26 protein-coding genes are annotated in these 24,201 nt (G+C 37.3%); 23 read left to right on the plus strand and 3 right to left on the minus strand.

Features of this window, described 5'->3' with window-relative positions; translation table 11 throughout:
- Positions 1-786, plus strand: a 786-nt coding sequence (locus tag WYK_RS16060) for a DNA/RNA non-specific endonuclease (RefSeq protein ID WP_040375492.1), incomplete at its 5' end; no start/stop codon positions are given.
- Between the two features lie 130 nt (positions 787-916).
- On the opposite strand, the gene WYK_RS16065 is transcribed toward WYK_RS16060, so the two are convergent.
- Together WYK_RS16065 and WYK_RS16070 are read right to left on the minus strand one after the other, a co-directional pair.
- Entirely contained in the window at positions 917-1,702 is a 786-nt protein-coding gene (locus WYK_RS16065) for a nucleotidyltransferase domain-containing protein (protein ID WP_040375493.1), read from the minus strand.
- 314 nt (positions 1,703-2,016) lie between these two features.
- Positions 2,017-2,874 (minus strand): SDR family NAD(P)-dependent oxidoreductase, encoded by an 858-nt coding sequence (locus WYK_RS16070; RefSeq protein WP_040375494.1) that lies wholly within the window; start codon positions 2,872-2,874, stop codon positions 2,017-2,019.
- Positions 2,875-3,048: 174 nt separating this feature from the next.
- On the opposite strand from WYK_RS16070, the gene WYK_RS16075 reads away from it, so the two are divergent.
- The 16 genes from WYK_RS16075 to WYK_RS16150 all read left to right on the plus strand — a co-directional run bounded on the left by WYK_RS16075 (position 3,049) and on the right by WYK_RS16150 (position 15,886).
- Positions 3,049-3,555: a MerR family transcriptional regulator gene (locus WYK_RS16075; protein ID WP_040375495.1), complete on the plus strand. Its 507-nt coding sequence runs from the start codon at positions 3,049-3,051 to the stop codon at positions 3,553-3,555.
- 337 nt (positions 3,556-3,892) lie between these two features.
- The gene (locus WYK_RS16080; RefSeq protein WP_040375496.1) at positions 3,893-4,096 is read left to right on the plus strand and encodes a hypothetical protein; all 204 of its coding nucleotides are present in this window, start codon (positions 3,893-3,895) and stop codon (positions 4,094-4,096) included.
- Positions 4,097-4,129: 33 nt separating this feature from the next.
- Entirely contained in the window at positions 4,130-4,723 is a 594-nt protein-coding gene (locus tag WYK_RS16085; protein WP_040375497.1) for a class I SAM-dependent methyltransferase, read from the plus strand.
- 322 nt (positions 4,724-5,045) lie between these two features.
- Positions 5,046-5,678, plus strand: a complete 633-nt coding sequence (locus WYK_RS16090; protein WP_051387589.1) for a serine/threonine protein kinase — start codon at positions 5,046-5,048, stop codon at positions 5,676-5,678.
- Positions 5,679-5,904: 226 nt separating this feature from the next.
- Complete coding sequence (locus WYK_RS16095) at positions 5,905-6,726, plus strand: GNAT family N-acetyltransferase (RefSeq protein WP_040375498.1); 822 nt, start codon at positions 5,905-5,907, stop codon at positions 6,724-6,726.
- A 253-nt stretch (positions 6,727-6,979) separates the two neighbouring features.
- Positions 6,980-7,243 (plus strand): CD3324 family protein, encoded by a 264-nt coding sequence (locus tag WYK_RS16100; protein WP_040375499.1) that lies wholly within the window; start codon positions 6,980-6,982, stop codon positions 7,241-7,243.
- A gap of 153 nt (positions 7,244-7,396) precedes the next feature.
- Positions 7,397-8,047, plus strand: coding sequence for a FusB/FusC family EF-G-binding protein (locus tag WYK_RS16105; RefSeq protein WP_040375500.1), 651 nt, complete (start codon positions 7,397-7,399; stop codon positions 8,045-8,047).
- Between the two features lie 107 nt (positions 8,048-8,154).
- Positions 8,155-8,469, plus strand: coding sequence for a hypothetical protein (locus tag WYK_RS16110; protein ID WP_040375501.1), 315 nt, complete (start codon positions 8,155-8,157; stop codon positions 8,467-8,469).
- On the plus strand, positions 8,466-8,936 hold the full coding sequence (locus WYK_RS16115) for a hypothetical protein (protein ID WP_152526485.1): 471 nt from the start codon (positions 8,466-8,468) through the stop codon (positions 8,934-8,936). The genes WYK_RS16110 and WYK_RS16115 overlap by 4 nt, the downstream gene beginning before the upstream one ends.
- 246 nt (positions 8,937-9,182) lie before the next feature.
- The gene (locus tag WYK_RS16120; protein ID WP_040375503.1) at positions 9,183-10,088 is read left to right on the plus strand and encodes a dihydrodipicolinate synthase family protein; all 906 of its coding nucleotides are present in this window, start codon (positions 9,183-9,185) and stop codon (positions 10,086-10,088) included.
- Between the two features lie 115 nt (positions 10,089-10,203).
- Positions 10,204-11,583 (plus strand): ABC transporter substrate-binding protein, encoded by a 1,380-nt coding sequence (locus WYK_RS16125; protein ID WP_040375504.1) that lies wholly within the window; start codon positions 10,204-10,206, stop codon positions 11,581-11,583.
- Between the two features lie 49 nt (positions 11,584-11,632).
- Positions 11,633-12,499, plus strand: coding sequence for a carbohydrate ABC transporter permease (locus tag WYK_RS16130; RefSeq protein ID WP_040375505.1), 867 nt, complete (start codon positions 11,633-11,635; stop codon positions 12,497-12,499).
- A 13-nt stretch (positions 12,500-12,512) separates the two neighbouring features.
- Positions 12,513-13,352: a carbohydrate ABC transporter permease gene (locus tag WYK_RS16135; RefSeq protein WP_235782533.1), complete on the plus strand. Its 840-nt coding sequence runs from the start codon at positions 12,513-12,515 to the stop codon at positions 13,350-13,352.
- Positions 13,353-13,372: 20 nt separating this feature from the next.
- Complete coding sequence (locus WYK_RS16140) at positions 13,373-14,062, plus strand: N-acetylmannosamine-6-phosphate 2-epimerase (RefSeq protein ID WP_040375507.1); 690 nt, start codon at positions 13,373-13,375, stop codon at positions 14,060-14,062.
- Between the two features lie 75 nt (positions 14,063-14,137).
- On the plus strand, positions 14,138-15,025 hold the full coding sequence (locus WYK_RS16145) for an ROK family protein (RefSeq protein WP_040375508.1): 888 nt from the start codon (positions 14,138-14,140) through the stop codon (positions 15,023-15,025).
- A gap of 6 nt (positions 15,026-15,031) precedes the next feature.
- Positions 15,032-15,886, plus strand: coding sequence for a MurR/RpiR family transcriptional regulator (locus tag WYK_RS16150; protein WP_040375509.1), 855 nt, complete (start codon positions 15,032-15,034; stop codon positions 15,884-15,886).
- A gap of 204 nt (positions 15,887-16,090) precedes the next feature.
- On the opposite strand, the gene WYK_RS16155 is transcribed toward WYK_RS16150, so the two are convergent.
- Positions 16,091-16,939: a DUF2785 domain-containing protein gene (locus tag WYK_RS16155; protein WP_051387591.1), complete on the minus strand. Its 849-nt coding sequence runs from the start codon at positions 16,937-16,939 to the stop codon at positions 16,091-16,093.
- A 657-nt stretch (positions 16,940-17,596) separates the two neighbouring features.
- On the opposite strand from WYK_RS16155, the gene WYK_RS16160 reads away from it, so the two are divergent.
- The 6 genes from WYK_RS16160 (at position 17,597) to WYK_RS16185 (ending at position 24,198) form a co-directional block, all read left to right on the plus strand.
- Positions 17,597-19,102 carry a malate:quinone oxidoreductase gene (locus WYK_RS16160; RefSeq protein WP_040375510.1) on the plus strand — a complete coding sequence of 502 codons (1,506 nt, stop codon included), beginning with the start codon at positions 17,597-17,599 and terminating at the stop codon, positions 19,100-19,102.
- A 231-nt stretch (positions 19,103-19,333) separates the two neighbouring features.
- Positions 19,334-20,794, plus strand: coding sequence for an MFS transporter (locus WYK_RS16165; protein ID WP_040375511.1), 1,461 nt, complete (start codon positions 19,334-19,336; stop codon positions 20,792-20,794).
- A gap of 108 nt (positions 20,795-20,902) precedes the next feature.
- Positions 20,903-21,298, plus strand: coding sequence for a large conductance mechanosensitive channel protein MscL (mscL, locus tag WYK_RS16170; protein WP_040375512.1), 396 nt, complete (start codon positions 20,903-20,905; stop codon positions 21,296-21,298).
- 234 nt (positions 21,299-21,532) lie between these two features.
- The gene (locus WYK_RS16175; protein ID WP_040375513.1) at positions 21,533-22,399 is read left to right on the plus strand and encodes an SDR family oxidoreductase; all 867 of its coding nucleotides are present in this window, start codon (positions 21,533-21,535) and stop codon (positions 22,397-22,399) included.
- Between the two features lie 173 nt (positions 22,400-22,572).
- On the plus strand, positions 22,573-23,061 hold the full coding sequence (locus WYK_RS16180; RefSeq protein ID WP_040375514.1) for a DinB family protein: 489 nt from the start codon (positions 22,573-22,575) through the stop codon (positions 23,059-23,061).
- A gap of 354 nt (positions 23,062-23,415) precedes the next feature.
- Positions 23,416-24,198, plus strand: coding sequence for an ABC transporter ATP-binding protein (locus WYK_RS16185; RefSeq protein ID WP_040375515.1), 783 nt, complete (start codon positions 23,416-23,418; stop codon positions 24,196-24,198).
- Positions 24,199-24,201: the final 3 nt, after the last annotated feature.

Raw genomic sequence — 24,201 nt, forward strand, 5'->3', positions numbered from 1 at the left:
GAACCAGTAGTGGAAGAAACGCCAACTGAACAAAATAATGACCTGTTCTCGGGATACAAACTTATTGAAGTTGATGGTGGTGATTTGTCTGGATATCGTGAACCTAACGTCGTCGTTGACATTGGCTATGGGGACCGTGAATATTGGGCATTTACTAATGAATACGGGCAGCTAGTACGTGTCATTGCTGACGAAATCACTTTACAAGATGATCGTAACGAACCTGTAACATCGTCTGGAAGATACTATTCTGATGAGGCGAAAGTTCCAGGAGTCGAAAGCGATGTTTTAGATGAAGGACATACCATCGCTGATTCTCTCGGTGGGGTATCTAATGCATATAATATTACCCCACAAAATAGTACACTTAACCGCCATGGTGACCAAGCTTATATGGAAAATGCGATACGCAGTGCAGGTGGAGCCACTAATTTTGAGTCGGTTATCACATATCCAAATACGGAAACGCAGATTCCTTCACATTATCAGTATACCTATACTTTGAGGGGCAACAAGATTGTTGATTCCTTTGATAATGGAAACCCTGATGAAGTAAACGCATCACTTGGTTTAACAGGCAGCAAACCTTCTGATTCAGATAGTTCAAATAAAAATTCAACTAGTTCAAATAAAGACGGTGATATTTCTAGTGTTGATACTAACGGTAATGGACAAGTGACGATTAAAGAAGCGAAAGATGCAGGTTTCAGTATGCCCATAACGAGAGAACATTGGTTATACCCCTATATGCGTGATACCGATAATGACGGTATGGTAGGTGAGTAAGCACCTTTGATGTAAAATATATGAACGAAAGAACATTTTCGTCATTGGAAGATTTATAACTATGTATAAAGATGGGGCTGTCCCAAAAGTCAGAAATATGACTTTTAGGGGCAACCCCTTTTTGTATATATTAGTCCCAGACTTCATCTAACGTTTCTAAAAACAAATGATCTAGTTTTTCTGTTTGGTCTGTAACTTGTATTTTTAAACTTTTGGTGTAGACTTCTAGCTTGGTTATTTCTGTTTCTAAAAACTCATTAATTAATGAAATTTTTGGTTCTAAATCCATTTCATCACCGGCAATTTTCCTCTTGAGGAGTTGATCAATCTCCATTCTAAGCTCACCAGATGGAATGATGTCATCTAGTAGGGAATGGAAGGAGATAGGTGGAATTGTATTGTATTTTTCAATCCAATTACACGCAAGAATAGGACGAAGAACATAAAAATACTTTTTTATTTTTACTAAATCAGATTGTAGATATTCACGATAATTATTTTTAGCCATATTTAAATAGTGATAGAGGCTAGCGTTTGGGTAGAAAATATCTTTCTCCAATTCTCTCATCTTATTAATGGTTGAATAGGCTTGATAGTAAAGAATATCTGACCTCATCCATTCCAATAAAGGTGGATTTGATTTTCGTAGAAGACGTAAGGTTTTAGTTAGGTCCCATCCACTAATATCGAGTAAATCATTGATTGGTCTTTCAATTACATCTCGTTTTGTGCCTATCCCAACTGGGTCAATAGTAAGGTAATACTCTTTTTTATGGATATAAATAAATCTAACATCATAATCGCTATCCTTTGAAGGAAAACCCCAAGCACGGCTTCCAGATTCACAGGCGTAAAGTATTTTCACATCATTTTCTTCTTCGATTTTTTTTAGTTCCTGGAGAATTATTTGTTTCATAGTTTAGAACGATCTCTCATTTGTATATTTTATGCATTATATAACTTCTATTAAACTTATACAATAAAGGCAGTATAGGAGTAGTTTCACGGATTAAATTATTATCTTTTGAGTAGGTGTACAAGAGTTACGAATATTATATGGTAATTTATTTGTTCTTCTGCTCTTGGTTCTGAACAACCAGTAAGCAATAAGAGAACACTTACAGTAAGACCCGCTCACCATTTCATTTTATCCAATCTTCATCCATACTTTTCTTCACCAATATTAACGTTAAGCTAATACGAACGGGCAGGGTAATACAGCCGTAAGGTTTAAAAATTACGTTGTAAAAATTCGTGTTCGTAAATCATATTAATCCTTTCCAAAACGTTCCGAGCTTGATCTTTAAATTTTAAATCCGCAACCTGACCTTTCAGCAAAAATACGCCGGTCTCATTACGGTGTTCCCCGAGAGCACCTTCATATAGCTTGCCCGCGCCATGGGTAGGGGCAGAGAAAAATAACTTCATCAACGTTTGAACCAATATGGGCAGTCCGGATTTTTTCCCTTTTCTTAGCGTATTGTTGCTACCCGGGTCAACACTGCGGATCTTGATGTCGTCCTCGGCAAGTTGCGACGCGATGGCCTGAGTCCACAACGAAAGCGCTAGCTTTGAAGTGGCGTAGGGACCAAGCAGCTTGCGAAAGATTTTTGGGCGCTCTAGAATTTCGATATTAAACTCTTTCGTAAACTTTAGCGCTGAAGATGAGGTATTGATCACCGTTTTTAAGCGACCTTTTTTGATGAGTTTCTTCAATTCCATCAGAATGATATACGGAACGACCGTCAACAGCTCATAATGCTTTTCGCGTCCTTGTTTCGAATAGCTAAGCTCGGGAAAGGTCCCGCCAGCGTTGTTGAACAAAATATCGATCCGCTGTTCCTTGTCTTTTATCTCTTCCAAAGCCCGTCTCAAGCTGGCATAATCAGCAAGATCAGTCGTTTTATAAATTCGAAGCCATCCACTCTTGAAGGCTTCTTGGATTCTCATATCGTCCGTCGGAAAGTCGGAACGATTCAAAGCAATCACCTGCCAGTCCTCCGACAGCAATTTTCGGGTCAATTCCAACCCAATCCCTGCGCTTGCGCCCGTAATCATTGCTATATTTTCACGTTGATTCTTGTTCATAGTGCGTCTCCTCCTAATATCAACATATATACCTGATAGCGCTCATTCTATAACTTGGAGTCGACTCCAAGTCAAGGCGTGAAAAAAACTATTTTCCTAAGGATAAGAAACTTGACTTGGAGCCAGCTCCAAGATGTATAATGCACAAAAAAACAATTTCCGGGAGGGAACAAGATGAAGGAAGAGCAAATTTTTTCGATAAAGGAAACCGCTGAGCAAACCGGGATTTCTGAGGATACGATCCGTTATTACGAAAAGATTGCGTTGCTGCCCCGTGCAGACCGGAAGGATAACGGGCACCGCGTCTATCGCCAGGAGAACATCAATACGATCCGGCTGATAGCTTGCCTGAAAAAAACAGGAATGCCATTGGAGGAAATTCGGCCTTTTTTGGTGGTTTCCGCCGATGCCGATCCCGCGGAATATCCTGAACTGGTGGAACACTTAAGGAGCCACCGAGAAAATATCATTAGCCAAATAGCTTCGCTGCAGCAGGTCGTCGATTTTATTGACATTAAGTTGGAGGAGGGGAGATACCAACGTGACTGCTCGGATGAAAGTCAGGCCGGTGTGTCAGAGAAAACGATGGGAGAACTGAAACCAAAACCTGTCTCAACCGTTGAGATGAGTTATTTTTCCGTTTCTGCCAAAGCGGGCAATTCATCGTCTTCCGCAAGATAAGCTCACAATAACAAGGGAGGGTACCAGCAAAGTTGCTGGACCTTTTTGTTTTAAAAGAAACAGGTTCAAAATGCTTTACTTAATTGTGTCGGATAGAGAAGTATTTAAACATATTACAGGAGAAATGATTAACACCGTCTTAGCTAGTAGTTATTACATTAGCTTACCATTTTTCATAGATATCCAATTTGCAGAGTTGTTTAGTTAACAGTATAATTTGTAATAATTAACAAATGCAATAGACAATATGAGGACTTACTTGATTATAACCTTTAGTAATGAAAGGATTTTGAATTGAAAATTCAAGTCAAAAATTATACTGGAAGGGGGAACAGGTATGATAAACGCACTAAATCTGTCAGGGGCTTATGGAGCAGGATATATTATCGGATTTATTTTAGGTGTTGCCTTACTTATTATTGTCATAGGGGCAATTGGCTGGTTAATCTATAAATTAGTAAAATTCCTATCGAAAAAGAAAGGATATCAAACTACCATTAACAAAAACAGCTCCGCTAAAACGATAAACAAAGATTTTTAATAAATGCGAGAAATAGGAAGAGTGATTTAAATATTGAGTAGGATATTTTCAAAATGGTATGACTTTATTATGGGTCCTTTGGAAAAAGGTAAATTTAAAACCGTTCGAAAAGACCTGCTTCAACGGGCTAATGGTTCAGTTCTTGAAATAGGTTCAGGTACTGGAGTGAATTTTCCTTATTATCATTCTGTTACAAAGGTTACTGCCATTGAACCCAGTCAACATATGATTGAGCGTTCAAGAAAAAGAAGAGAAATGTCTGTCGTACCTATCCAAATTATTCAGGATAATGCTGAACGATTGCCCTTCGATGATGACACGTTTGATACTGTGGTGGCAACGTTAGTACTCTGCACAATCCCAAATCCGGAAGCTGCCTTACAAGAAATGAAAAGAGTCTGCAAACCAGAAGGCAAAATTCTTATGTTTGAACACGTGAAAATGAATAATGTAGTTCTTGCTAACTTACAGGAGTACCTTACACCACTTTGGAAAAAAGTATGTGATGGCTGCTGTTTAAATCGAGATACATTACAGATGATAAACGAGAACGGACTGCAAATAGTACATAAAAAAACATTTTACAATGGGCTTTTTATTCAAGTAGAAGTAGGGATAACAGACTAGGAGTGCTCATCGGCGCTCTTTTTTTTCGATGTGACATCCAGTGTAAAGTTGAGTAGTTTGTTAGGAGTTTGGAGGTAATCGACAGTTTTCTCCTTCCTATTCTATATGAACAAGTACCTCCTCAAATAAATTGATAGTCACTTACTCAATAAAAACTAAGCCTGCCTTAAATAAAAGAAGCAAAATTCTAATGAGTTAGAATATATTATGTAATAATCTAAATTTGAAAAACGTTAAGAAATAGTCTTAAATGAAGGAAAATGGAGTGATAGCTGTTAGGCTTTAGCCATTGTAAATATTTTGATACCAAGGGAGAGAAGATATGAAAAATGACTGGGAGATAGCCATGGAGTCTATTTCCAAAATTACTGTTTTTTCAAATCCAAATAACGAGTCTGTGACCATAAGCGGCGAAACAGAAGATTTGTATTGTATTGGGTTGGGAACAGATGCGGCTGTTTTTCAATCTCCCTATGCCCCAGCTTATGCATTTAAAAAATTTGCTAAAGACAAAGTATTCAAAGCTAAAGTTGAAGCAAGTGTTTATGATAGATTGGGAGAATCGCCTTTTTTTCCGAAATGTTTTGCCTCATACGACGATTATCTGGTTTTAAGCTATGAAGAAGGAAAAACACTCTGTGATTGCCTTTTACAAGGTATTCACATTCCAAAACAAGTTTTAAACGACGTGGAGGAAGCAAGAGCGTATATTCGAAAAAAGGGACTTAACCCACGTGATATCCATTTGAAAAACATCCTGCTTCAAAATGGAAGAGCAATAGTCCTTGATGTCTCTGAATACACCAAACCAGGCAACGATTTTCGTTGGGAGCTGCTTAAAAAAGGACATACACAATATTACCATTTAATAGATGGACAGCCTGTGCCCTCTTGGTTAGTGGAACAGGTTCGGAAGTGGTATAACCAGCGGAACAAGAATGACTGGCGCCCTTGATGAATCGTAATGAGCAGATCATTTTAAAATGCGTTTTCCTAAGGTCATCTGTTAAATAAAGCCCAAATCCTGAACGCTTCAAGGGTTTGGGCTTTATTTATGATTTTTATATCCTTTAATTTCCATTATACTATTAAAGACAAATGAGGGTCTTGGAGTATTTTTATACAGCAGCGAGAAAGTATGAACGGCAGGATTAAAAATAGGTGAATTAGGTGGGAAAAGTATGATTGTAGAGTTGGATAAAAGTGAATTTGGAAAATGCAGAGGGTTGCTTCATCCAGGGGGGCAATTAGAAGCAAAAGCCATAGTTGAAGGAATTAACCCTGGAAGGATATTTGTTGATAATCGGCTGCAGCCTGAAACTGGACTAATATGGTTAGGGAATAATGATGGCTTCCTTTTTATTGGAAAAGAGGATAATGAGAGCTTTAATACTAATATAAATTATTTTATTGATTCTTTCATCACTCAAGAGGCAAAAAAAGTTCATTTGGATTGTTTTGAAGCTATTGGGAATCACAATAAATGGAATAAAACAATCGAAGAAGTATTTGAACATCGCGGTTTAGGGACTTGGAATCAAAGAATTTATTTGTTGAAAGCAGAAAGGTATAGAAGTAACTGTGAGCCAGTACTTAAAGAAGGATATGAAGTAGTAAAAATAGACGAAACTTTATTTGATAATAATGGTGCAATCAATCTTGATTTTTTACATGCAAAGATCCTTGAGTTTTGGTTCTCACCTGAAAGATTCTTAGAAGAAGGCTGCGGTTACTGCGTTGTTTACAACCGTGAAGTGGTTAGTATTTGTTTCTCTGGATTTTTAGTGGGGAATGTTCATGGGATAAGTATAGAAACAGTAGATGCGCACCAAGGGAAAAAATTAGCTCAAAAGATTGCTCATCAATTTGTTAAAGACTGCTTGAAAAATAACCAAGCTCCATATTGGGACTGTATGGAAAGTAATAAGCCTTCAATTGCCATTGCAGAAAATTTAGGTTTTGAGAAAATGTCTACGTATGTCGGTTATGAATTCTCTTTATGATCATGTTGAATACCATAAAAAGTAATTATTCGATATAATAAAGATACGTAAGTTTCAGTGAAATTCATTTAAAGGAGGTGCTTATAGTTGGAGAATCGTAGACGATTGTCTGATACTACTCACACTCATGCAAAGCCAGTATTAAGAAAAGCGATACTTTGCATGGGGCGAAAAATTTAACTTTATCGCTATAGCTTTTCTAACCAATTGGCTTTGCTCCCTTATTCCAATTCAAAATAAGGAGCGAGCAAAATTGAAGTATACAAACGCACAGAAAGTGCTGCCTGAAAAGCTCATTTTAGAAATTCAAAAGTATGTACAAGGGGAAACGATTTATATTCCAAAGCCTGAAAGTGACTATCAAAAATGGGGAACGTCTACTGGCAGCAGGAAACGGTTAGACTATCGTAATGCAGCTATTCGAGATGCTTTTGCAAGAGGGGTTCGTATAGAGCGACTGGCAGAGGAGTATTATCTTTCCGTTGAAAGTATAAAAAAAATTGTCTATTCACATTAATACAAGTACAGCTCTCCCCCTGCAAAATATTTATATAGCAGGGGGTATTTTATGTATTAAACGTTTCTAAATGGTTTTAGCACTAGTAGAACTTCATGTTTTCTTTTAAAATAAGTGTACCAAAACAAAGCGTTAAATTTAGGAGCGATATTGATGACCGAGAGATTTATTAAAAATGAGCAGCTTAACTTTATCAAAAAACAAGTTGCTTGGATTAAAGATAGTACTAAGCAGCATTTACCGGCCGGTGTGTTAACCTCTGTTTATGAGATTTCAAATGATAAAATCCTCAACTGTGTTCCAAACATGACAGAAGAGCAAAAAAATATATTGGATTTCTCTACTTTTAAAACAGTTGAAGCATATGATCAAGCTCTAGAGAAGCTGAAGGCCTATGTTCTTCCCTTCCCAGCCATTACCGAACAACAACTTAAAAAATTATTTCCAAAAAGTAAAAAATTAAAACTTCCTGATTTATCTACGGTAGACCTAACAAGCACAACTTATTTAAGCTGGATGGATAGCAGGTCAAATAAAAAGTATATAATTTATGAGCTAGAGGACCAGGTAGTCGGTATTGAATGTTCCTTTTCTCCATCTTCAAAGAAAAATATTTGCTCCATTTGCCATTGCCATGGGGAAGTCACTCATTTTTCCACCATAACAAAAGCGAAAAAGCTAAATAACCCAGATTATTATAAGTCTATCGGTAATCTTATTTGTGCAGATAGCAGCGAATGTAATAAGAAAATTACAGATGTTTCGTATTTAGAGGAATTCTTAAGAGAGTCTCTTCGTAAATAGCTTTACTAAGGCCGGTACTAATAAAGTATCGGCTTACTTTTTATTCTAATGTTAATGGGTTTTTATGTTAAAATACCTTAATCAAGAAGATCTAATTTGGAGGATGTATGAATAAAAAATTAGTTTCTACTAACGTGGTGGAGTACATGGTAAATAAATTTGCAGCACTTGGTCTGTTAGTATTTCTTATGTGCAGCTATTTGTTGTTGGCCACTAAATTCGATTTGTATGAGTTTACGGAAAATCTTTCGAATTTAAAGATTTGGGGATTGATTTGCGGATATGCATTAGTGACGACCATGCTAATCGATTTGATTGAAAATAAATGGATAGCGTTCACATTCCAGACTAGTGTGCTTCTACACTGTTTAGCAGGTTTCATTGTTTTTTTCCTTTTATGGGAATTAACTTTTTTTCAGTGATTGCTGGAGCAGTTGGTGCATTATGTGCGTTTATTTATGCCTTTAGCAGCTATCTCTTTCATAGGAAAAAGAAGTTTGCATGGGTTATTCTTTTGGTTTTCCCGCTATTGTTAAGTGTTAGGTTGTATGATTTTACTAGTAAGAAGGATTGGACGATAAAAGAAACTAATTCCTCATTTTCCGCAGAGTTTGAGTATTTTAATGGTAAGCACGAGATTCTGCTGCCTTTAAAAAAGGGGGAGAAGGTAACGAGTTATCTCTCCTTTACTCAACTAAATGAAGGTGGGTATGGGTATCATATTTTAGATCATAACAAAGAGTATGTAGGGATGAAAGAGTTAGCGGAATCGGAGGAAGAGGGTACTCAAGCAATTCAATTTCATGCTATCCAATCAGGTGTATACAAAATCATCGTTACTGGGGATGATTTGAAAGGAAAAATTGATGTAAATTGGGAAATAGATTAATAGGATCTCCTGTTTACTAAATAAAAAGCTCAAATCCTTTAATATAAAGGGTTTGAGCTTTTTTGTTGGCGTGGGAAGAAGGCAATAGATCAAGTGATAGGTAGATTTTCATAGGTTATTGTAAAAAAATAGTGAAAATAATTTCCAAAATACATTAAATAAAGAAAATTATTTACATAAATTATATTACGTGCTAAGATTACTGAAAATTAGGTGATTTAAACACCAATTAATGGAGGGACTACATTGATAGAAAAATTCAAAGGTATTTTCCCAGCATTTTATGCTTGCTACGATGATAAAGGTGAAGTTTCTGAAGAGAGAACAAAGAGTTTGTGTGAGCATTTATATCAAAAAGAAGTTAAAGGACTTTATGTAGGTGGTAGTTCTGGAGAGTGTATTTATCAAAATCTAGCAGAACGAAAGGCTACGTTGAAATATGTAGCAGATGCGCTTAAAGGGAAGCTTACTTTAATTGCTCATGTTGGTGCACCATCTACGAGAGAGAGTATCATTTTAGCGAAATATGCAGAAGAGTTGGGATATGATTCTCTATCGGCCATTCCTCCTATTTATTTTCAACTTCCAGAGAGTTCTATTTATAAGTACTGGTCAGAGATCATTGATTCAACGGAGCTGCCATTTATCATTTACAACATTCCACAAACAACAGGATATGCACTTTCTATCAAGCTATTTAATCAATTAATTCAGAATCCAAAGGTGATTGGTGTAAAGAATTCCTCGATGCCGGTTATGGATATTGAACGATTTAAAAAGGCAGGAGAAAATAGGATTCTAGTCTTTAATGGACCAGATGAACAATATGTCGCAGGACGGTTAATTGGAGCCGATAGTGGAATTGGCGGAACATATGGAGCGATGCCTGAGCTTTTCTTGAAAGCTGAAGAGTTTGTCACTACCGGTAACTTTGATCAAGCACGAAACATTCAAACAGATATTAATGACATTATTATTGCGCTGTGCTCGCTTAACGGTTCTATGTACGCTGCAATTAAAGAAGTTTTGAAATTAAAAGGAGTCAATATTGGAAGTGTAAGGGGACCGTTGGAACCAATTTATAGCGATGACTTTTCAAAAGTAGAGGAAATCAGCGTTTTAATTGATCAAACGATTGCTAAATATAACTAACCCTTTCTGTATAATATCTTGCTCTTAAGTTACAAGTGTAAAACTCCTTAGAATAGACTCCGGATTGTGTTCAAACAAATTCATGATTATAAACTTTATCTAGGAGGATTATTATATGAAAAAACATTTTCTCGTTTTAATGACAGCATGTATGCTGCTGATTTCTGTTGCATTGGCTGGTTGTTCGAATGACTCAACTGAAAAAAGTTCTGGTAAAGGAACGGTGGAAATTACAGCCTGGTTGACTCCTCAATGGAAAGGTGTAATTGATAGTTCGGAAGAAGGCGCCGATTACGACAGCTTTTTTAAACAAGCGGCAAAAGACTTTAGCGCTCAGTACAAGGAATATGATGTAAAAGTAAACACGCAAGTAATTGCTGGAGATCAACGGGATGAGCTTCTAAATGTTAATTTAAATGGCGGCACTCCTCCTAATGTCTTTTTTGAAAGCGTATTCGCAATGGGAGATTATGCTCATAGAGGGGCACTAGAACCATTGGACGACTTAGTAGATGATGCCTCGAAAGAAGATATTCCAGAGAGTATTTGGGAAAATGTGAAGTTTGGGGATAATGTCTATTTTTATCCGTTCTCACAAAACCCAGGCACCTTTGCTTATAATGCGGAAATGTTTAAAGCTGCAGGACTTGACGAGTATATTGGTGAGGAAAATGAAATCAAAACGTGGACGTTAGCAGAATATGAAACCATTCTTAAAAAACTCAAAGCTGATTTGCCTAAGAAGAAGTACTCTAATGCGTATCCAATGGGCGTTTTTGCTTTAAATAATCAAGCTGATACGTGGAATCTAGCGTATTTAAGAATGTTTGGGAATCCTTTCTTTGATGAAAAAGGAAAAATCGTGGTTAATGATCAAGCCGGTATTAAAGCAACAACTTGGTTAAAGAAAATATACGATGAAGGATTAACTAACCCAGGGGCTGAGTCAGTATCTTCGAATGATACAAACGCTATGTTCCAAAATCAACAGCTGGCTATAAACTTTACTAATTCAGTTTTGTATTCGAATGCAAAGGCTGATATGGAAAGTGGAAAAGCACCTAAGTTCGATATGAGACTTGCTAATATCCCATCTGAAAGCGGCGATCCGTTAACATTTACTTATGTTACCGGTGCATCTGTCTTTAAATCAGATGATGAAATTAAAACGAAAGTAGCTAAAGACTTTGTGAAATTTTTCTCTACAGATAAAGAACTTGTTAAAGCATCTAAAAATGCAGTGCCGGTTAGAACATCTGTTGTGGAAGAATTTAAGTCGGAACACCCTTTATTTGAGTCCTATGAAGCGAATGCAAAATACATCTTTAATTTCACAGGAAATGTAGCTGGATACAATCAAGTTAGACAAGTGTTATATCCGGAACTTCAAGCTCTGTATACAGGTGAAAAGAAGCCTGCGGACGTAGTAAAAGATTATCAAAAGAACGGGAATAAAATAATTGAAGATGCTACAGCAGATTCGATTATCAAGTAATTTCCTTTATGAAATTCATTGTGTAAGCACATAGAAAGGAAAGTTGCTAATGAGAACGGATAGGGTTAGAGAAAATATAACCGGTTATCTCTTTATATTGCCACAGCTTTTACTCTTTTTAATATTTATCGTTTATCCAGTTTTTGAAGGAATAAGATTAAGTTTATTTAAGATTAGTTATACAGGAGAAACATTTGTAGGATTCACGAACTACATGACGTTAATTAAAGATCCTGTATTTGTGAAGTCTACAATGAACACTGTGATCTTTGTTATCTTTATTGTGGCATTAACAGTCTTTTTTGCCCTTTTCGTTGCGTCAGCAATTTTTGATAAAAACGCAAAGTATGTTTCGCTGATCAGAGGGAGTTATTATATACCTGTTATGGTCTCAATGGTTGTTATGACAATGGTATGGAGTTTCTTGTTAAATCCTAGTAATGGACTTATTCCTCATTTAGCTAGAGAAATGGATATGTCGTCGATCAATTTACTAGGAAACAAGAATACCGTTTTACCGGTCATTATCTTTATAACCTTTGCCATTAATGTAGGGCAGGCAATTATTCTTTATATTGCCTCGATGATCGGTGTTCCCAAAGATTTATTTGAGGCAGCTGAAATGGATGGAGCGAGCAGAACGACGGTAATTTTTAAAATCCTTGTTCCGCTCGTTAAACCAACCACAACTTATATCATTATTATGAATATTATCGCTGTCTTAAAAATATTTGTTGTCATCCAGTTATTAACTGGCGGCGGACCCAATAATTCATCAAGTACGATGATGTACTACTTGTATAATAATGCGTTTAAATATAATCAGTTAGGCATCGCTTCAGCTGTTGGTGTAATTATGTTCTTAATTACAATCATATTGTCTATTCCTCAGTTAAGAGCCATGTTTAAAAATTAGGGGGGAGATTATCTTGAAAAACAAGAATAAGAAAAAGCTAGAATTGAGTGATATCTTATCCAACGTCATTGTAATCTTCTTTGCATTGTTAAGCCTGTTCCCTATCTATTGGCTATTTACTAGTTCCTTGAAGAATAGCTCAGATGTTGTGAAAATGCCGCCTGATTGGTTCCCGGCGAGCATCAACTTTTCTAACTATGTGGATGTCTTTTCGAATCAACCAGCATTTAAATGGACTTTAAACAGTTTAATTGTCGCAACGGTTTCAACAGTGGGGCTGGTGATCGTAAGTTCTCTCGCTGCGTATGCTTTTTCGAAACTGAATTTTAAATTTAAAAATATTATCTTCGTTATCTTTATCTCAAGTTTAATGGTACCTAAAGAGGTATTGATCGTTCCGTTATTTAGATTGATTCAAGATTTAGGAATGGTCAATACGCTGAGCGGGATGATTTACCCGAATGTAGCAACCGCATTTGGTGTGTTCATGCTTAAAGGATTTTTCGATACGATTCCAGATACGCTCAGAGAAGCAGCAAAAATGGATGGTGCAACTGAATGGACTGTGTTTTATAAGGTAATGCTTCCGCTGGTCAAGCCTGGTATTGGAGCATTATTTATCCTAAACTTTGTTCAAGTATGGAATGACTACCTATGGCAGCTAGTAGTCGGACAAGAAGTTAATTCCAAGACGTTAATGGTTGGTATTGCTACGTTAATGCAGGACCTTAATCCAAACTTTGCTTATAAGATGGCTGGTGCAACTATAGCGGCTGTTCCGATGATTCTCATGTTTATTTTCTTCCAACGTTATTTCACAAGAGGTATATCTATTGGGGGAGTCAAAGAATAATTACAGCAAGGAGCTAGATTATGAGTAAACAACAAAGGATTTTCGAACTAATAAAGAGAAGATTAATTGTTTCCTGCCAAGCTCTCCCAGAGGAACCGCTTCATAGCCCATTTATTATGAGTAAAATGGCGGATGCTGCCATGAAAGGCGGCGCTGCGGGGATCCGCGCTAATAGTGTCGAAGACATAAAGGCGATTAAAGAGGTAGTCAATTTACCCATCATCGGTATAATTAAAAAAGTTTATGAGAATTCAGCTGTTTTTATCACTCCTACCGCTGTAGAAATAGATCTTCTTTACAAGGCTGGGGTAGATATTATTGCCTTAGATGCTACTAAAAGAATACGGCCGGATGGTAAAACGATTAGTGAAACTTTTCCAGAGATTCGCGCGAAATATAAAGATCAACTCTTTATGGCTGATTGCTCAACCTTTGAAGAAGCGATGGAAGCCTATAAATTAGGATTTGATTGTGTGGGTACAACCTTAAATGGTTACACGGATTACACAAAGCATCATCAAATTCCGGATTTGAATTTAATTGAACAATTAGTGAATGAACTACCTATTCCTGTCATAGCTGAAGGCGGGATATGGACTCCGGAAGAACTTAAGAGTGTGTTTGATTTAGGTGTTCACACAGCCGTAGTTGGTACAGCCATAACGAGACCAATGGAGATTACAAAGAGGTTTACGCAAGTAATTGAATGATCGTTAACGTATAAATCCCCGGAAACTTTTCTTGGGATTTATACTTCTTTATAGACGTAAAAAGGAGTGATAGAGGTGAAAATAGCAGCAGTGGACATCGGCGGTACCTCAATAAAGTTTTGTGTGACTGATGAGAACGGGAGTATTTCAGTATTTAGAGAATATGATACAGAGTCGAAAAGAGGCGGCCCTTATATAGTTGAAACATTAATTGAAACGATTGCTATGTATCCGAATATTGATGCGATTGCGATAAGTACAGCTGGACAAGTTGACCGTCAGACAGGGTCAATTATATATGCGAATGAAAATATCCCAAACTACACGGGTACGCAATTAAAAACAATTTTAGAAGGTGTTTTTAATGTTCCTGTCGAAGTTGAAAATGATGTAAATGCCGCAGCTATAGGAGAAAAACAGTTCGGTGCGGGGAAAGATTATACTGATTTTCTTTGCTTAACCTATGGGACAGGTATTGGCGGGGCGATTATGATGAATTCACAAATCTATAAAGGGTACAATGGGATTGCTGCCGAATTTGGCCATATCATCAGCCATCCTGGCGGAAATCGATGTAAATGTGGAGGAAAGGGATGTTATGAAACATATGCTTCTACTACAGCTCTAGTAAAAAAAGCTCAACTAATCGATAAGAAATTTCATAATGGCAGAGAAATCTTTATTGGACTTGAACAAGGCAATGTTACACTAGAGAAGGTACTTAAAGAATGGATCGATGAGTTGGCTCTAGGTCTTGTATCGCTCATTCACATATTTAATCCTCCTGCTATCATCATCGGAGGCGGAATCATGGAACAAGACAGCCTTGTCACTATGATTTCAAACAAAGTACAAGAGAGTGTAATGGAAAGCTTTTCGGATGTGAAGATAGTGAAAGCTTCCCTCGGAAATAAAGCAGGGCTGCTTGGTGCGGCAGCTCTTCACATAAATGCTAGGAGATGATTTTGGGTGACAAATCAAGATGTATTTACATTAATACGATCGACGTACAATTCTTTCACAAATACGGAAAGAAAAGTGGCGGACTACATTCTTGATCATACAAAAGAGGTGATTTACCTGTCCATTGTTGATCTGGCAGATGCTTGTGGTGTTGGAGAATCAAGTGTGTTTAGGTTCTGTAAGACAATGAAGCTAAAGGGGTACCAAGAGTTTAGGATCGTGTTAGCTCAAAGTATTTCACCAGATGAAGACACGCAAGAATTGACAAGTAAGATTACGATGGAAGACACCCTTGAAGAAGTATCTTCGAAAATATTAACGACAAATATTAATGCACTGACAGAAACACAGAAACTGATTAATGAGGACGATATTTCAGAGGCAATTTCCAGCATGATTATGGCGGAGAGAATTCACTTTTTTGGAGTAGGCGCCTCCTTGATGACGGCAATGGAAGCGAAGAATAAGTTTATGAGAATCAGTAATAAAACGGAGTGTTCGATTGACTCACATCTTCAAATCATGACAGCAGCCTTGATGTCAGAGAAAGATGTTGCAGTGCTCATTTCTTATTCAGGATCGACGAAGGATATGATTGAAGTAGCCAAAATTGCCAAAAAAAGAGCAGCAAAAGTGATTCTTATTACCAGATTTGTAAAGTCACCTTTAACCAATTATTCCGATATCACTTTACTCTGTGGTGCAAATGAAGGCCCTCTGCAAGGAGGAAGCCTCTCAGCCAAATTAGCACAGCTATACCTATTAGATGTTCTTTATGCAGAATATTACCGGAAAACGGGGCAGGTATCAGAAACAAATAAAGAAAGAACCTCTAAGGCAGTTATTGAGAAAATGTTATAAAAATACAAAAGAGACTTTTCTGTTGAAAAGTCTCTTTTTATAGGAAATTTCTTTATGAATAAGTCCAGACAGGCAATCAATAAAAAAATATTAATAGTAGTAAAACTCGAAATATGCGAATCTTCAGCATGAATAATTCGTTCTCTAAAATGGTAATTATCATATTTCACAGATAACTTGAAAAATAGACATAAAGACGTCATTCTAGGATTCATTACGGAGCGTCCCATTATGCCACCGTTCTAATAATGCTTCAATTATATTTCTACTATTTCTGCCGCTATTTCTAAATAATAATCGAAAATATAAAGCCTTCAAAAAATGATGGATGTTGGTTTTGGTCCTAAAAAAAGAAAGAGTTTCTCCCTCCTGATTTAATTTATTGGTTAGGTCACTTTCTAAAGTTAACATCCATTTCTCTATGATGGATTCTTCCGTTCCTTTATCTAGGAGGGCTTCTAAAGCATCTATCAACCTTTCATCCTCATCATCAATATAGGAGCCAGCTTTAAATAAACAGACTCCGATTGTGTAAAGGCATTTCTTGGTTAGTTGGGAAGGAAATAAAGGATGTTTAATGGCTGCTGCCAATAAGTCTGCCCCATGAGCGATACTATGTGCCCATCCTTTTATTTCAATGTAACCGCGGATATCTTTTTCTCCTACTAAATAATTTATGCTGCTCTCAATGGCAGAGGTCACAATATCTTTCGAAAGAAAGTGATTTTCTCGATCTTTAGCTAATATTAGGGCTATCGTTAAGGCAGAGAATGACCTTGTAAAAACAGAGTCCTTATTTGTTAAACCGATGTTCAAAAATAAATGCTGTTCGTTGAGACAGGTTTCGATTATGTATTTCATTTGCTGATGATTAAGGTAATCCTCTTGTATTAGCTTTCCGAAAGTACTGTAAATAAGGGTATCCCTTAATTCAGAGTCTGGAGAACCGATATGGTTCATCATTTTCTTGATAAGGGTATCCAAGTCTTTTTCCCGTATTTGTTGTTCGGTATAAGAAGTAAGGTCAATCAGTTCTGATTTTAGCGTTTGCACACTTCATCTACATCTATCCTTTGCTAATCTTTTACCAAATAGTAACATAAATGTATAGTCTTCATTGTAAGCCCCCTTGAAAAATCTAGAACTTGCATGAGAAATTTTTGACTCCCCTTCGACAATTTTAAAACTAAAGTTAATTCAAAACCCTTTAAGATATATGGAGACAAATTCCTATTAATATCTCTGTTAATTGATAAAATTTGTCTGACTGAGTTCACAAAATATTTAACTATTTAATAAAGTAGTATATAATAGGTCAAGAGAATATTTTGGATATGCAGAACAATAACGGGATGGCATCAATGTTCGAACTGTTATTGTGATATATTTAAAAAGAAACGCAAGCGTTTTCATATTTTTGAAATTACCGATAATAGTTTATTTAAGAATAGCAGCCGTAGATTATAAAACAGATGAAGGTCTTATTTTTTTGTGTTTCAGGGTTTAAGTTGATAGATTTTTCACTTTTTACTAATTTTTTGCTGAAATGTGACAAATTTTCAACAATAGATATTTTAATATATAAATAATTATGATAATTTATAATTGATACAGAAAAGATGTGTACGTAGGTTGCGCCTTTGTTTTTGTGACACCTAAGCAGGAGCGCCTGCATCTCTTTTGCAAATATAGGAGATAAGGAAGGTTATAATGAGCAGCATACAGAAAAAAACAGACGTTATTTTAATTGGTGCTGGAGTCATGAGTGCGACTTTGGGATCATTATTGAAGGAATTAGCACCGGATTGGGAAATAACAGTGTTTGAGAAGCTCGCAAAGGCTGGGGAGGAAAGTTCTAACGAATGGAATAATGCTGGAACAGGGCATTCTGCACTGTGCGAGCTGAACTACACAGTTGAAAAACCGGACGGATCTTTAGATATTAGCAAAGCGATTAAAGTGAATGAACAATTTCAGCTTTCAAGACAGTATTGGTCGTATCTTGTAAACAGCAAGTTAATCCAAAATCCGAAGGATTTTATCATGCCGCTGCCTCATACAAGTATGGTCCAAGGGGAAAAAGATGTATCATTTTTGAAAAAACGATTTGAAGCGCTCTCAAACAACCCACTGTTCCAAGGGATGGAATATTCAGATGATCCTGAAAAGCTGAAGGAATGGATTCCGCTTATCATGGAAGGGCGTACATCAAATGAACCGATAGCAGCGACAAAAATTGACTCTGGCACGGATGTTAATTTTGGCGCGTTAACACGCTTGGTATTCGACCACTTAAAGAATAACGACGTTAATATAAACTATAAACATAGTGTAGATGGGATTAGACGCACCAGTGAAGGCTTATGGGAATTGAAAGTACGTGATATGGAAAAAGGAACGACTGAATATCATACGGCTAAATTCGTCTTTATCGGCGGCGGGGGCGGAAGCCTGCATTTGCTTCAAAAATCCGGTATTCCTGAAGGAAAAAGGATTGGCGGTTTCCCAGTAAGCGGGCTATTTATGGTTTGTAAAAATCCTGAAGTGATCGCACAGCATCATGCAAAAGTATATGGTAAGGCAAAAGTCGGCGCGCCGCCAATGTCTGTTCCGCATCTTGACACAAGATATATAGACAATAAAAAATCACTGCTGTTTGGACCTTTTGCTGGATTCTCACCTAAGTTCTTGAAAACAGGTTCGATGTTTGACTTACTCAATTCTGTAAAACCTAATAATGTCGTTACAATGCTGGCGGCAGGTGTAAAAGAATTATCACTGACCAAATACTTAATTGAACAAGTTATGCTCTCGAATGAAAAGCGTATGGAAGAGTTACGGGAATTCATTCCTAATGCTAAGAGTGAGGATTGGGATATCGTAGTAGCTGGACAACGTGTCCAAGTAATTAAAGATACTGAGGCGAACGGTAAAGGAACACTTCAATTTGGAACAGAAGTGGTAACTGCCGCAGATGGCTCAATCGCTGCATTACTAGGTGCTTCTCCAGGTGCATCTACTGCCGTACACGTTATGCTTGAAATCATGACTCGATGTTTCCCAGAACAAATTAAAGAATGGGAACCGAAAATCAAAGAAATGATACCATCCTATGGTCTGTCATTAATGGAAAACCCAGAGCTTTTCCAACAAATTCATGCTTCAACAGCAAGGTCACTGGGTCTAAATGAAAGTTCGCCGTCACGCGTTCATTAAATTACTTTTATACAAAAAGAACCTTCAATCTTAGGATTGAAGGTTCTTTTCAATATTAGGACCAAGTATGATACTGAAACTGATTTCTCACAATTTGTCTATAATTGACTATAAATAAAGAGATGAGAACAGGTAAAATGAAAAGAAGGAATGTCATAAACCGTTTACTAGTTTGATGACTACTAATCCAAGGGTATTCAGAAATAAACTATAGAATAAAGGAGTACTAGAATGCGTTCACCGATAAATTACTTACGATTGGCAGGAATAGTAGATGGGATCTCTTTGTTGACCTTATTATTCATCGCTATGCCATTAAAATATTATGCCGATTTTCCCCTTGCGGTCACTATTAACGGCAGTATACACGGGGGGATTTTCGTATTATACATCGTTACGATTTTATATGCAGCACTTCGTATCCAATGGTCCATTGGCTGGTCGATTACCGCCCTGCTTGCAGCATTTATACCATTTGGGAATTTCATTTTTGATATTTATTTAAAAAAAGTGCAGCATCGGTATACGGTGAAACCATTTAAGCTCGCATGGATCGTCTATTGTATTATTTTCTTTTCGTTTATTGACCTATTTGTCCAGCTTCCGGTTATGAGTACCTTTGCGACATCTGTTGGAGCAAGTACGGTTGTAGCGGGAATTGTAGTCGGTATGTATTCTTTTACAAATTCCTTCGGTAATGTTGCTTCAGGTATGTTAACGGATAAGGTCGGGCCTTTGAGGATTATGTTAGTTGGATTAGGTACAACAAGTGATGCGCTGTTTGCGTACCAGCTAGTTGATGATCCTTTGACTTTACTAGTTGTACGTTCGTTACATGGTTTTTTTAGTGGATTAATCGTACCAGCAGCATTTACGCTATTGGCCAATACAACCGCAAACAATGAGCAGGGCAGTAAAAGTGCGATAACGGGTTCCATTGTTGGGATTGCAGCGATTGTGGGTCCGGCATTCGGTGGAATAATGGCTAGCAAAACCTCAGTTCCAAATGTATTTGCACTAGTGGGGTTACTAGGGAGTCTATTAATTGTTGGTGCCGCCTTTTTACGGCATCTAAATAATAGGAAAGAAAGAAGTAAAGAGAGGCGGACGTCATTTAGCTGGAATCCTGGCGTGCAAAAAGCATTTATGGGTGCTTTCTTCTTAATGTTCTCTCAAGGGGCGTTGGCTTATCTGCTGCCTCTGTATGTGGAATCACTTGGGTTTAGTTCCCGTATGTCAGGAACACTGTTAAGTATGTTTGGGATAGTGGCCGTGCTGATTTTTATTTTACCAACCAATCGTTTGTTTGACCGTGTGGCTCCAGTGCATACACTGATAATTGGAGTTGGAATCCTGGCAATCTGTCAACTGTTAGTCGGTCAAATGACGACCACAATTACGTTATACAGTGTGATGGCACTCTACGGAGTAGGATTTGCCTTTTTATTTCCGTCTATTAATACACTATTGATTCAATCAACAACACCAGAAATGCGCGGACAGGCTTATGGTTACTTTTACGCATTTTTCTCCATTGGAGTGGTTGTAGGATCATCCGTACTTGGTCTATTCCCACTAGGCATTAAGGGAGGCTTTTTACTTGCCGGTTCGGTACTTGCACTGTTTTTTGTATTCGTCTTATTCGATAGTCGAAAAAAAGAAATAGTACAGCATTCTGAAGCAGGCAGGTAAATGGAATAATGCTTTTTTAGAAAAAAACAGAGCCTTCATCCCCTGTTCAAATATATCCAGCTATCTGATAAGCTAATAGTAAATAGTGAATAGAAGGGTGTAGGTGTCATGATAAAAGAATTTAAGGCTTTTATTTCTAAAGGAAATGTTCTCGCCCTTGCTATCGCTGTAGTGATGGGAGCTGCTTTTGGGAAAATCGTATCATCTCTCGTAGAAAATATTATTACTCCGATTGTTGGTATTTTACTAGGAGGAGTGAATTTTTCGGCGTTGTCCTTTCCAGTAGGAGAAGCAATTATTCAATATGGATCATTTATTCAAGCGGTGATTGATTTCCTGATTATCTCATTTGCGATTTTCATGTTTATGAAGATAGCCAATTCTATCTTTAGAAAAAAAGAAGAAGTCAAAGAAGTAGTCGTAGAAGTACCTGCCACCGAGCAATATTTAAAGGAAATTCGTGACCTTCTGCAACAAAATGCACGACAGGATGAAAGACAATAGGAAAAAGAGCTTCACAGCTTTAATTAAATCAACTAGTTAATAACTTTAGGAGAAAGGCTGCCAACTGGCGGTCTTTTCGTTGTGCTTACACATTTAACTTTTTTAGTTTATTTAAGACGAGGCAGAGCTAAGGGTGTAATCGATTACACATAAAAAAAGTGGAATGGTTGATGTTTACACGTTCTTTAGAAAGGTTAAAGTATGACTAGACAACATCTTAGAGGAGGAATTAACTTGAATATTTATGAACAGCAAAAAGAAGGACAACCCGGACAGACTCAGCCGCAGCAACCTGGCATTGAATCTGAGATGACTCCACTTCCAGTCCAACCGATTAATTACATAGGCAGTGGGAAATTGAAAGACCGTGTCGCATTAATCACTGGCGGGGACAGTGGAATTGGAAGAGCTGTTGCGATTGCATATGCAAAAGAAGGGGCTCATGTAGTGGTGAACTATTTGAACGAACACAGCGATGCGGAAGAAACAAAAGCATTAGTTGAAGCAGAAGGCGTTCGCTGTCTATTGCTCCCGGCAGATGTTTCCGAAGAGGAAAATTGTAAGGAGCTCGTACAAAAAACAATTGATGAATTCGGAAAGCTGGATATCCTCGTCAATAATGCGGCGGTGCAGTACCCGACAGAGAAAATTGAAGACATCACAGCTGAACAGTGGGATAAAACGTTCCGGACGAATATTCATTCCGTGTTCTATATGAGTAAGCATGCTGTACCACACATGACCCAGGGAAATACCATCATCAATACAACTTCAATCAACCCATATAGAGGGCATGCAATATTGATGGATTATACAGCCACAAAGGGAGCCATCGTTGGATTTACGCGAAGCCTAGCCCAGAACTTGGCGGAAAAAGGAATTCGTGTTAACATGGTCGCTCCGGGTCCAATTTGGACACCTCTTATTCCTGCTACATTCAATGAAAAGCAAGTAGAGGAATTTGGCAGCGATGCACCTCTTGGACGTCCGGGGCAACCGGCCGATCATGCGGGAGCTTATGTATTGCTGGCATCAGATGAAAGTGTATATATTACGGGACAATGCATTCATATTAATGGCGGGATTACCATGTCTTCGTAAATGATTGAGATATTATGATGCAACAGGCTGCAGAGGAAATAATTGCAGCCTGTTTTTTAATTTAAGAGATTTGTTTATGTTTACCTATCTTTCAATAAATATAAGAACATATGTTTTGTTAAAATCTGGATTTATGGTATGCTTTGTAATATTAGAGAAAAGAGGGGATAGAAATGAGTGAGATTAGTAATCTAAGTAACTATTCATCTTGGGTAAAGACCCTAGTAGATTTGGATGAAACATTATGGTCTAAACCGATATCTAAAGGCAAATGGTCTGTAAGTGAAATAATAGCTCATATTACTGCTTGGGATCATCATCTATTGTCCGAAGTCATTCCATCAGTAAGGAAGGAAAAGGGGATGGAGTTTCCTGATTTTGAACCCTTTAATAAAAAAGCATCTGATTACGCAAAATCCGGCATATCACAGTCAACGCTGCTTGTGGAAGCAAAAGATACCAGGGAACTGCTCGTGAAAGAACTTAATGAAATCCCTGCAGAAAAGTTAAACAAAGCATTAACCTCAAATGGTGTAACTCACTGCCCGCATACGGGAACGCCTTATTCACTTAAATATATTGTCAAAGAATTTACAGACCACGATCATCATCATAAAGAACAAATTATTCATTTCCTTAAGAAAAATAGCTTTGTAGTTTAAGTAGTTTTTTGGACTTCTAACACATGGGTGCACGTAAGAAAAGGAACTTAGTCATGAGAAATGCGGCTTGGTTCCTTTTTATTTTGCGTTAATTTTCTTTCGATTTTATTAGTAAAAAATAAAAATAGTCGTTTTGTCCTAATACATGCATACCTTATATGAAGGGACGGAGAGTCTGTTTTGTGGAAAAACCCTTTGTCTGCTTGAGTGTGAGGTTATCTATCAAGTGAACAGTTTGTATAAATTCTTTTACACTTTGTCTAATGTAATACTATGGTAATGGTTATAGAATGTTATAAAACATAACATGAATTATCGTAAAAAATTAAATCGTATAAAAAGGAGTGATTTTTAATGACGATAACCAGAGAGTACCTTCCGGAAATTGAGTTTGAGCATGTGAGCATGCGTTATCAAACGGATGCCGCTGAGGTTTTAGCGCTCGAAGATGTGAGTGTCCATATTCAAAAAGGAGAATTTGTCTCGTTGCTCGGGCCCTCAGGTTGTGGAAAAACTACATTACTCCGAATTATGGCTGATTTGATTCAGCCAACCAGCGGCGAAGTGAAAATTGCAGGCGAAACAGCGAGGGAAGCAAGGTTAGCCCAAAAATATGGAATCGTGTTCCAAAGTCCTGTTTTGTACGATTGGCGAAAAGTAAAACAAAACATTTCGCTTCCGTTAGAAATGATGAGTATGAATAAGACTGAAAAAGAGAAACGCATACACAATTTATTAGAACTAGTAGGCTTAGAAAAATTTAAGGACAAATATCCTTGGCAGCTCAGCGGAGGGATGCAGCAGCGTGTTGCGATTGCTCGAGCTCTAGCTATGGAGCCAGAGATTTTATTGATGGATGAACCTTTTTCTGCTTTGGATGAATTTTCTCGAGAACGCTTAAATGAAGAACTATTGTCGATTTGGAGTAAGTTTGGGAATACGGTGGTTTTTGTGACACATAGTATATCTGAAGCCATCTTTTTATCTGATCGTGTCTTTGTGCTATCTCCTCATCCGGGAAGACTTTCCGCAATTGTTGAAATAGATCTTCCTCGGCCTCGAACAAAAGAAATAAGAAATAGTCCGGAATTTTATCAGCTTATTTCTGATATTCGAAGCAGCTTTGAAGGGGTATAGAGG

It is taken from the genome of Peribacillus psychrosaccharolyticus ATCC 23296 (assembly GCF_000305495.1).
Lineage (GTDB): Bacteria > Bacillota > Bacilli > Bacillales > DSM-1321 > Peribacillus > Peribacillus psychrosaccharolyticus.

Coding starts and splice junctions, on each gene's coding strand:
- WYK_RS16130 (WP_040375505.1), top strand. CDS start 11,633: ATGAGAACGGATAGGGTTAGAGAAAATATAACCGGTTATCTCTTTATA.
- WYK_RS16165 (WP_040375511.1), top strand. CDS start 19,334: ATGCGTTCACCGATAAATTACTTACGATTGGCAGGAATAGTAGATGGG.
- WYK_RS16140 (WP_040375507.1), top strand. CDS start 13,373: ATGAGTAAACAACAAAGGATTTTCGAACTAATAAAGAGAAGATTAATT.
- WYK_RS16125 (WP_040375504.1), top strand. CDS start 10,204: ATGAAAAAACATTTTCTCGTTTTAATGACAGCATGTATGCTGCTGATT.
- WYK_RS16080 (WP_040375496.1), top strand. CDS start 3,893: ATGATAAACGCACTAAATCTGTCAGGGGCTTATGGAGCAGGATATATT.
- WYK_RS16075 (WP_040375495.1), top strand. CDS start 3,049: ATGAAGGAAGAGCAAATTTTTTCGATAAAGGAAACCGCTGAGCAAACC.
- WYK_RS16160 (WP_040375510.1), top strand. CDS start 17,597: ATGAGCAGCATACAGAAAAAAACAGACGTTATTTTAATTGGTGCTGGA.
- mscL (WP_040375512.1), top strand. CDS start 20,903: ATGATAAAAGAATTTAAGGCTTTTATTTCTAAAGGAAATGTTCTCGCC.
- WYK_RS16095 (WP_040375498.1), top strand. CDS start 5,905: ATGATTGTAGAGTTGGATAAAAGTGAATTTGGAAAATGCAGAGGGTTG.
- WYK_RS16105 (WP_040375500.1), top strand. CDS start 7,397: ATGACCGAGAGATTTATTAAAAATGAGCAGCTTAACTTTATCAAAAAA.
- WYK_RS16185 (WP_040375515.1), top strand. CDS start 23,416: ATGACGATAACCAGAGAGTACCTTCCGGAAATTGAGTTTGAGCATGTG.
- WYK_RS16180 (WP_040375514.1), top strand. CDS start 22,573: ATGAGTGAGATTAGTAATCTAAGTAACTATTCATCTTGGGTAAAGACC.
- WYK_RS16070 (WP_040375494.1), bottom strand. CDS start 2,874: ATGAACAAGAATCAACGTGAAAATATAGCAATGATTACGGGCGCAAGC.
- WYK_RS16110 (WP_040375501.1), top strand. CDS start 8,155: ATGAATAAAAAATTAGTTTCTACTAACGTGGTGGAGTACATGGTAAAT.
- WYK_RS16090 (WP_051387589.1), top strand. CDS start 5,046: ATGAAAAATGACTGGGAGATAGCCATGGAGTCTATTTCCAAAATTACT.
- WYK_RS16065 (WP_040375493.1), bottom strand. CDS start 1,702: ATGAAACAAATAATTCTCCAGGAACTAAAAAAAATCGAAGAAGAAAAT.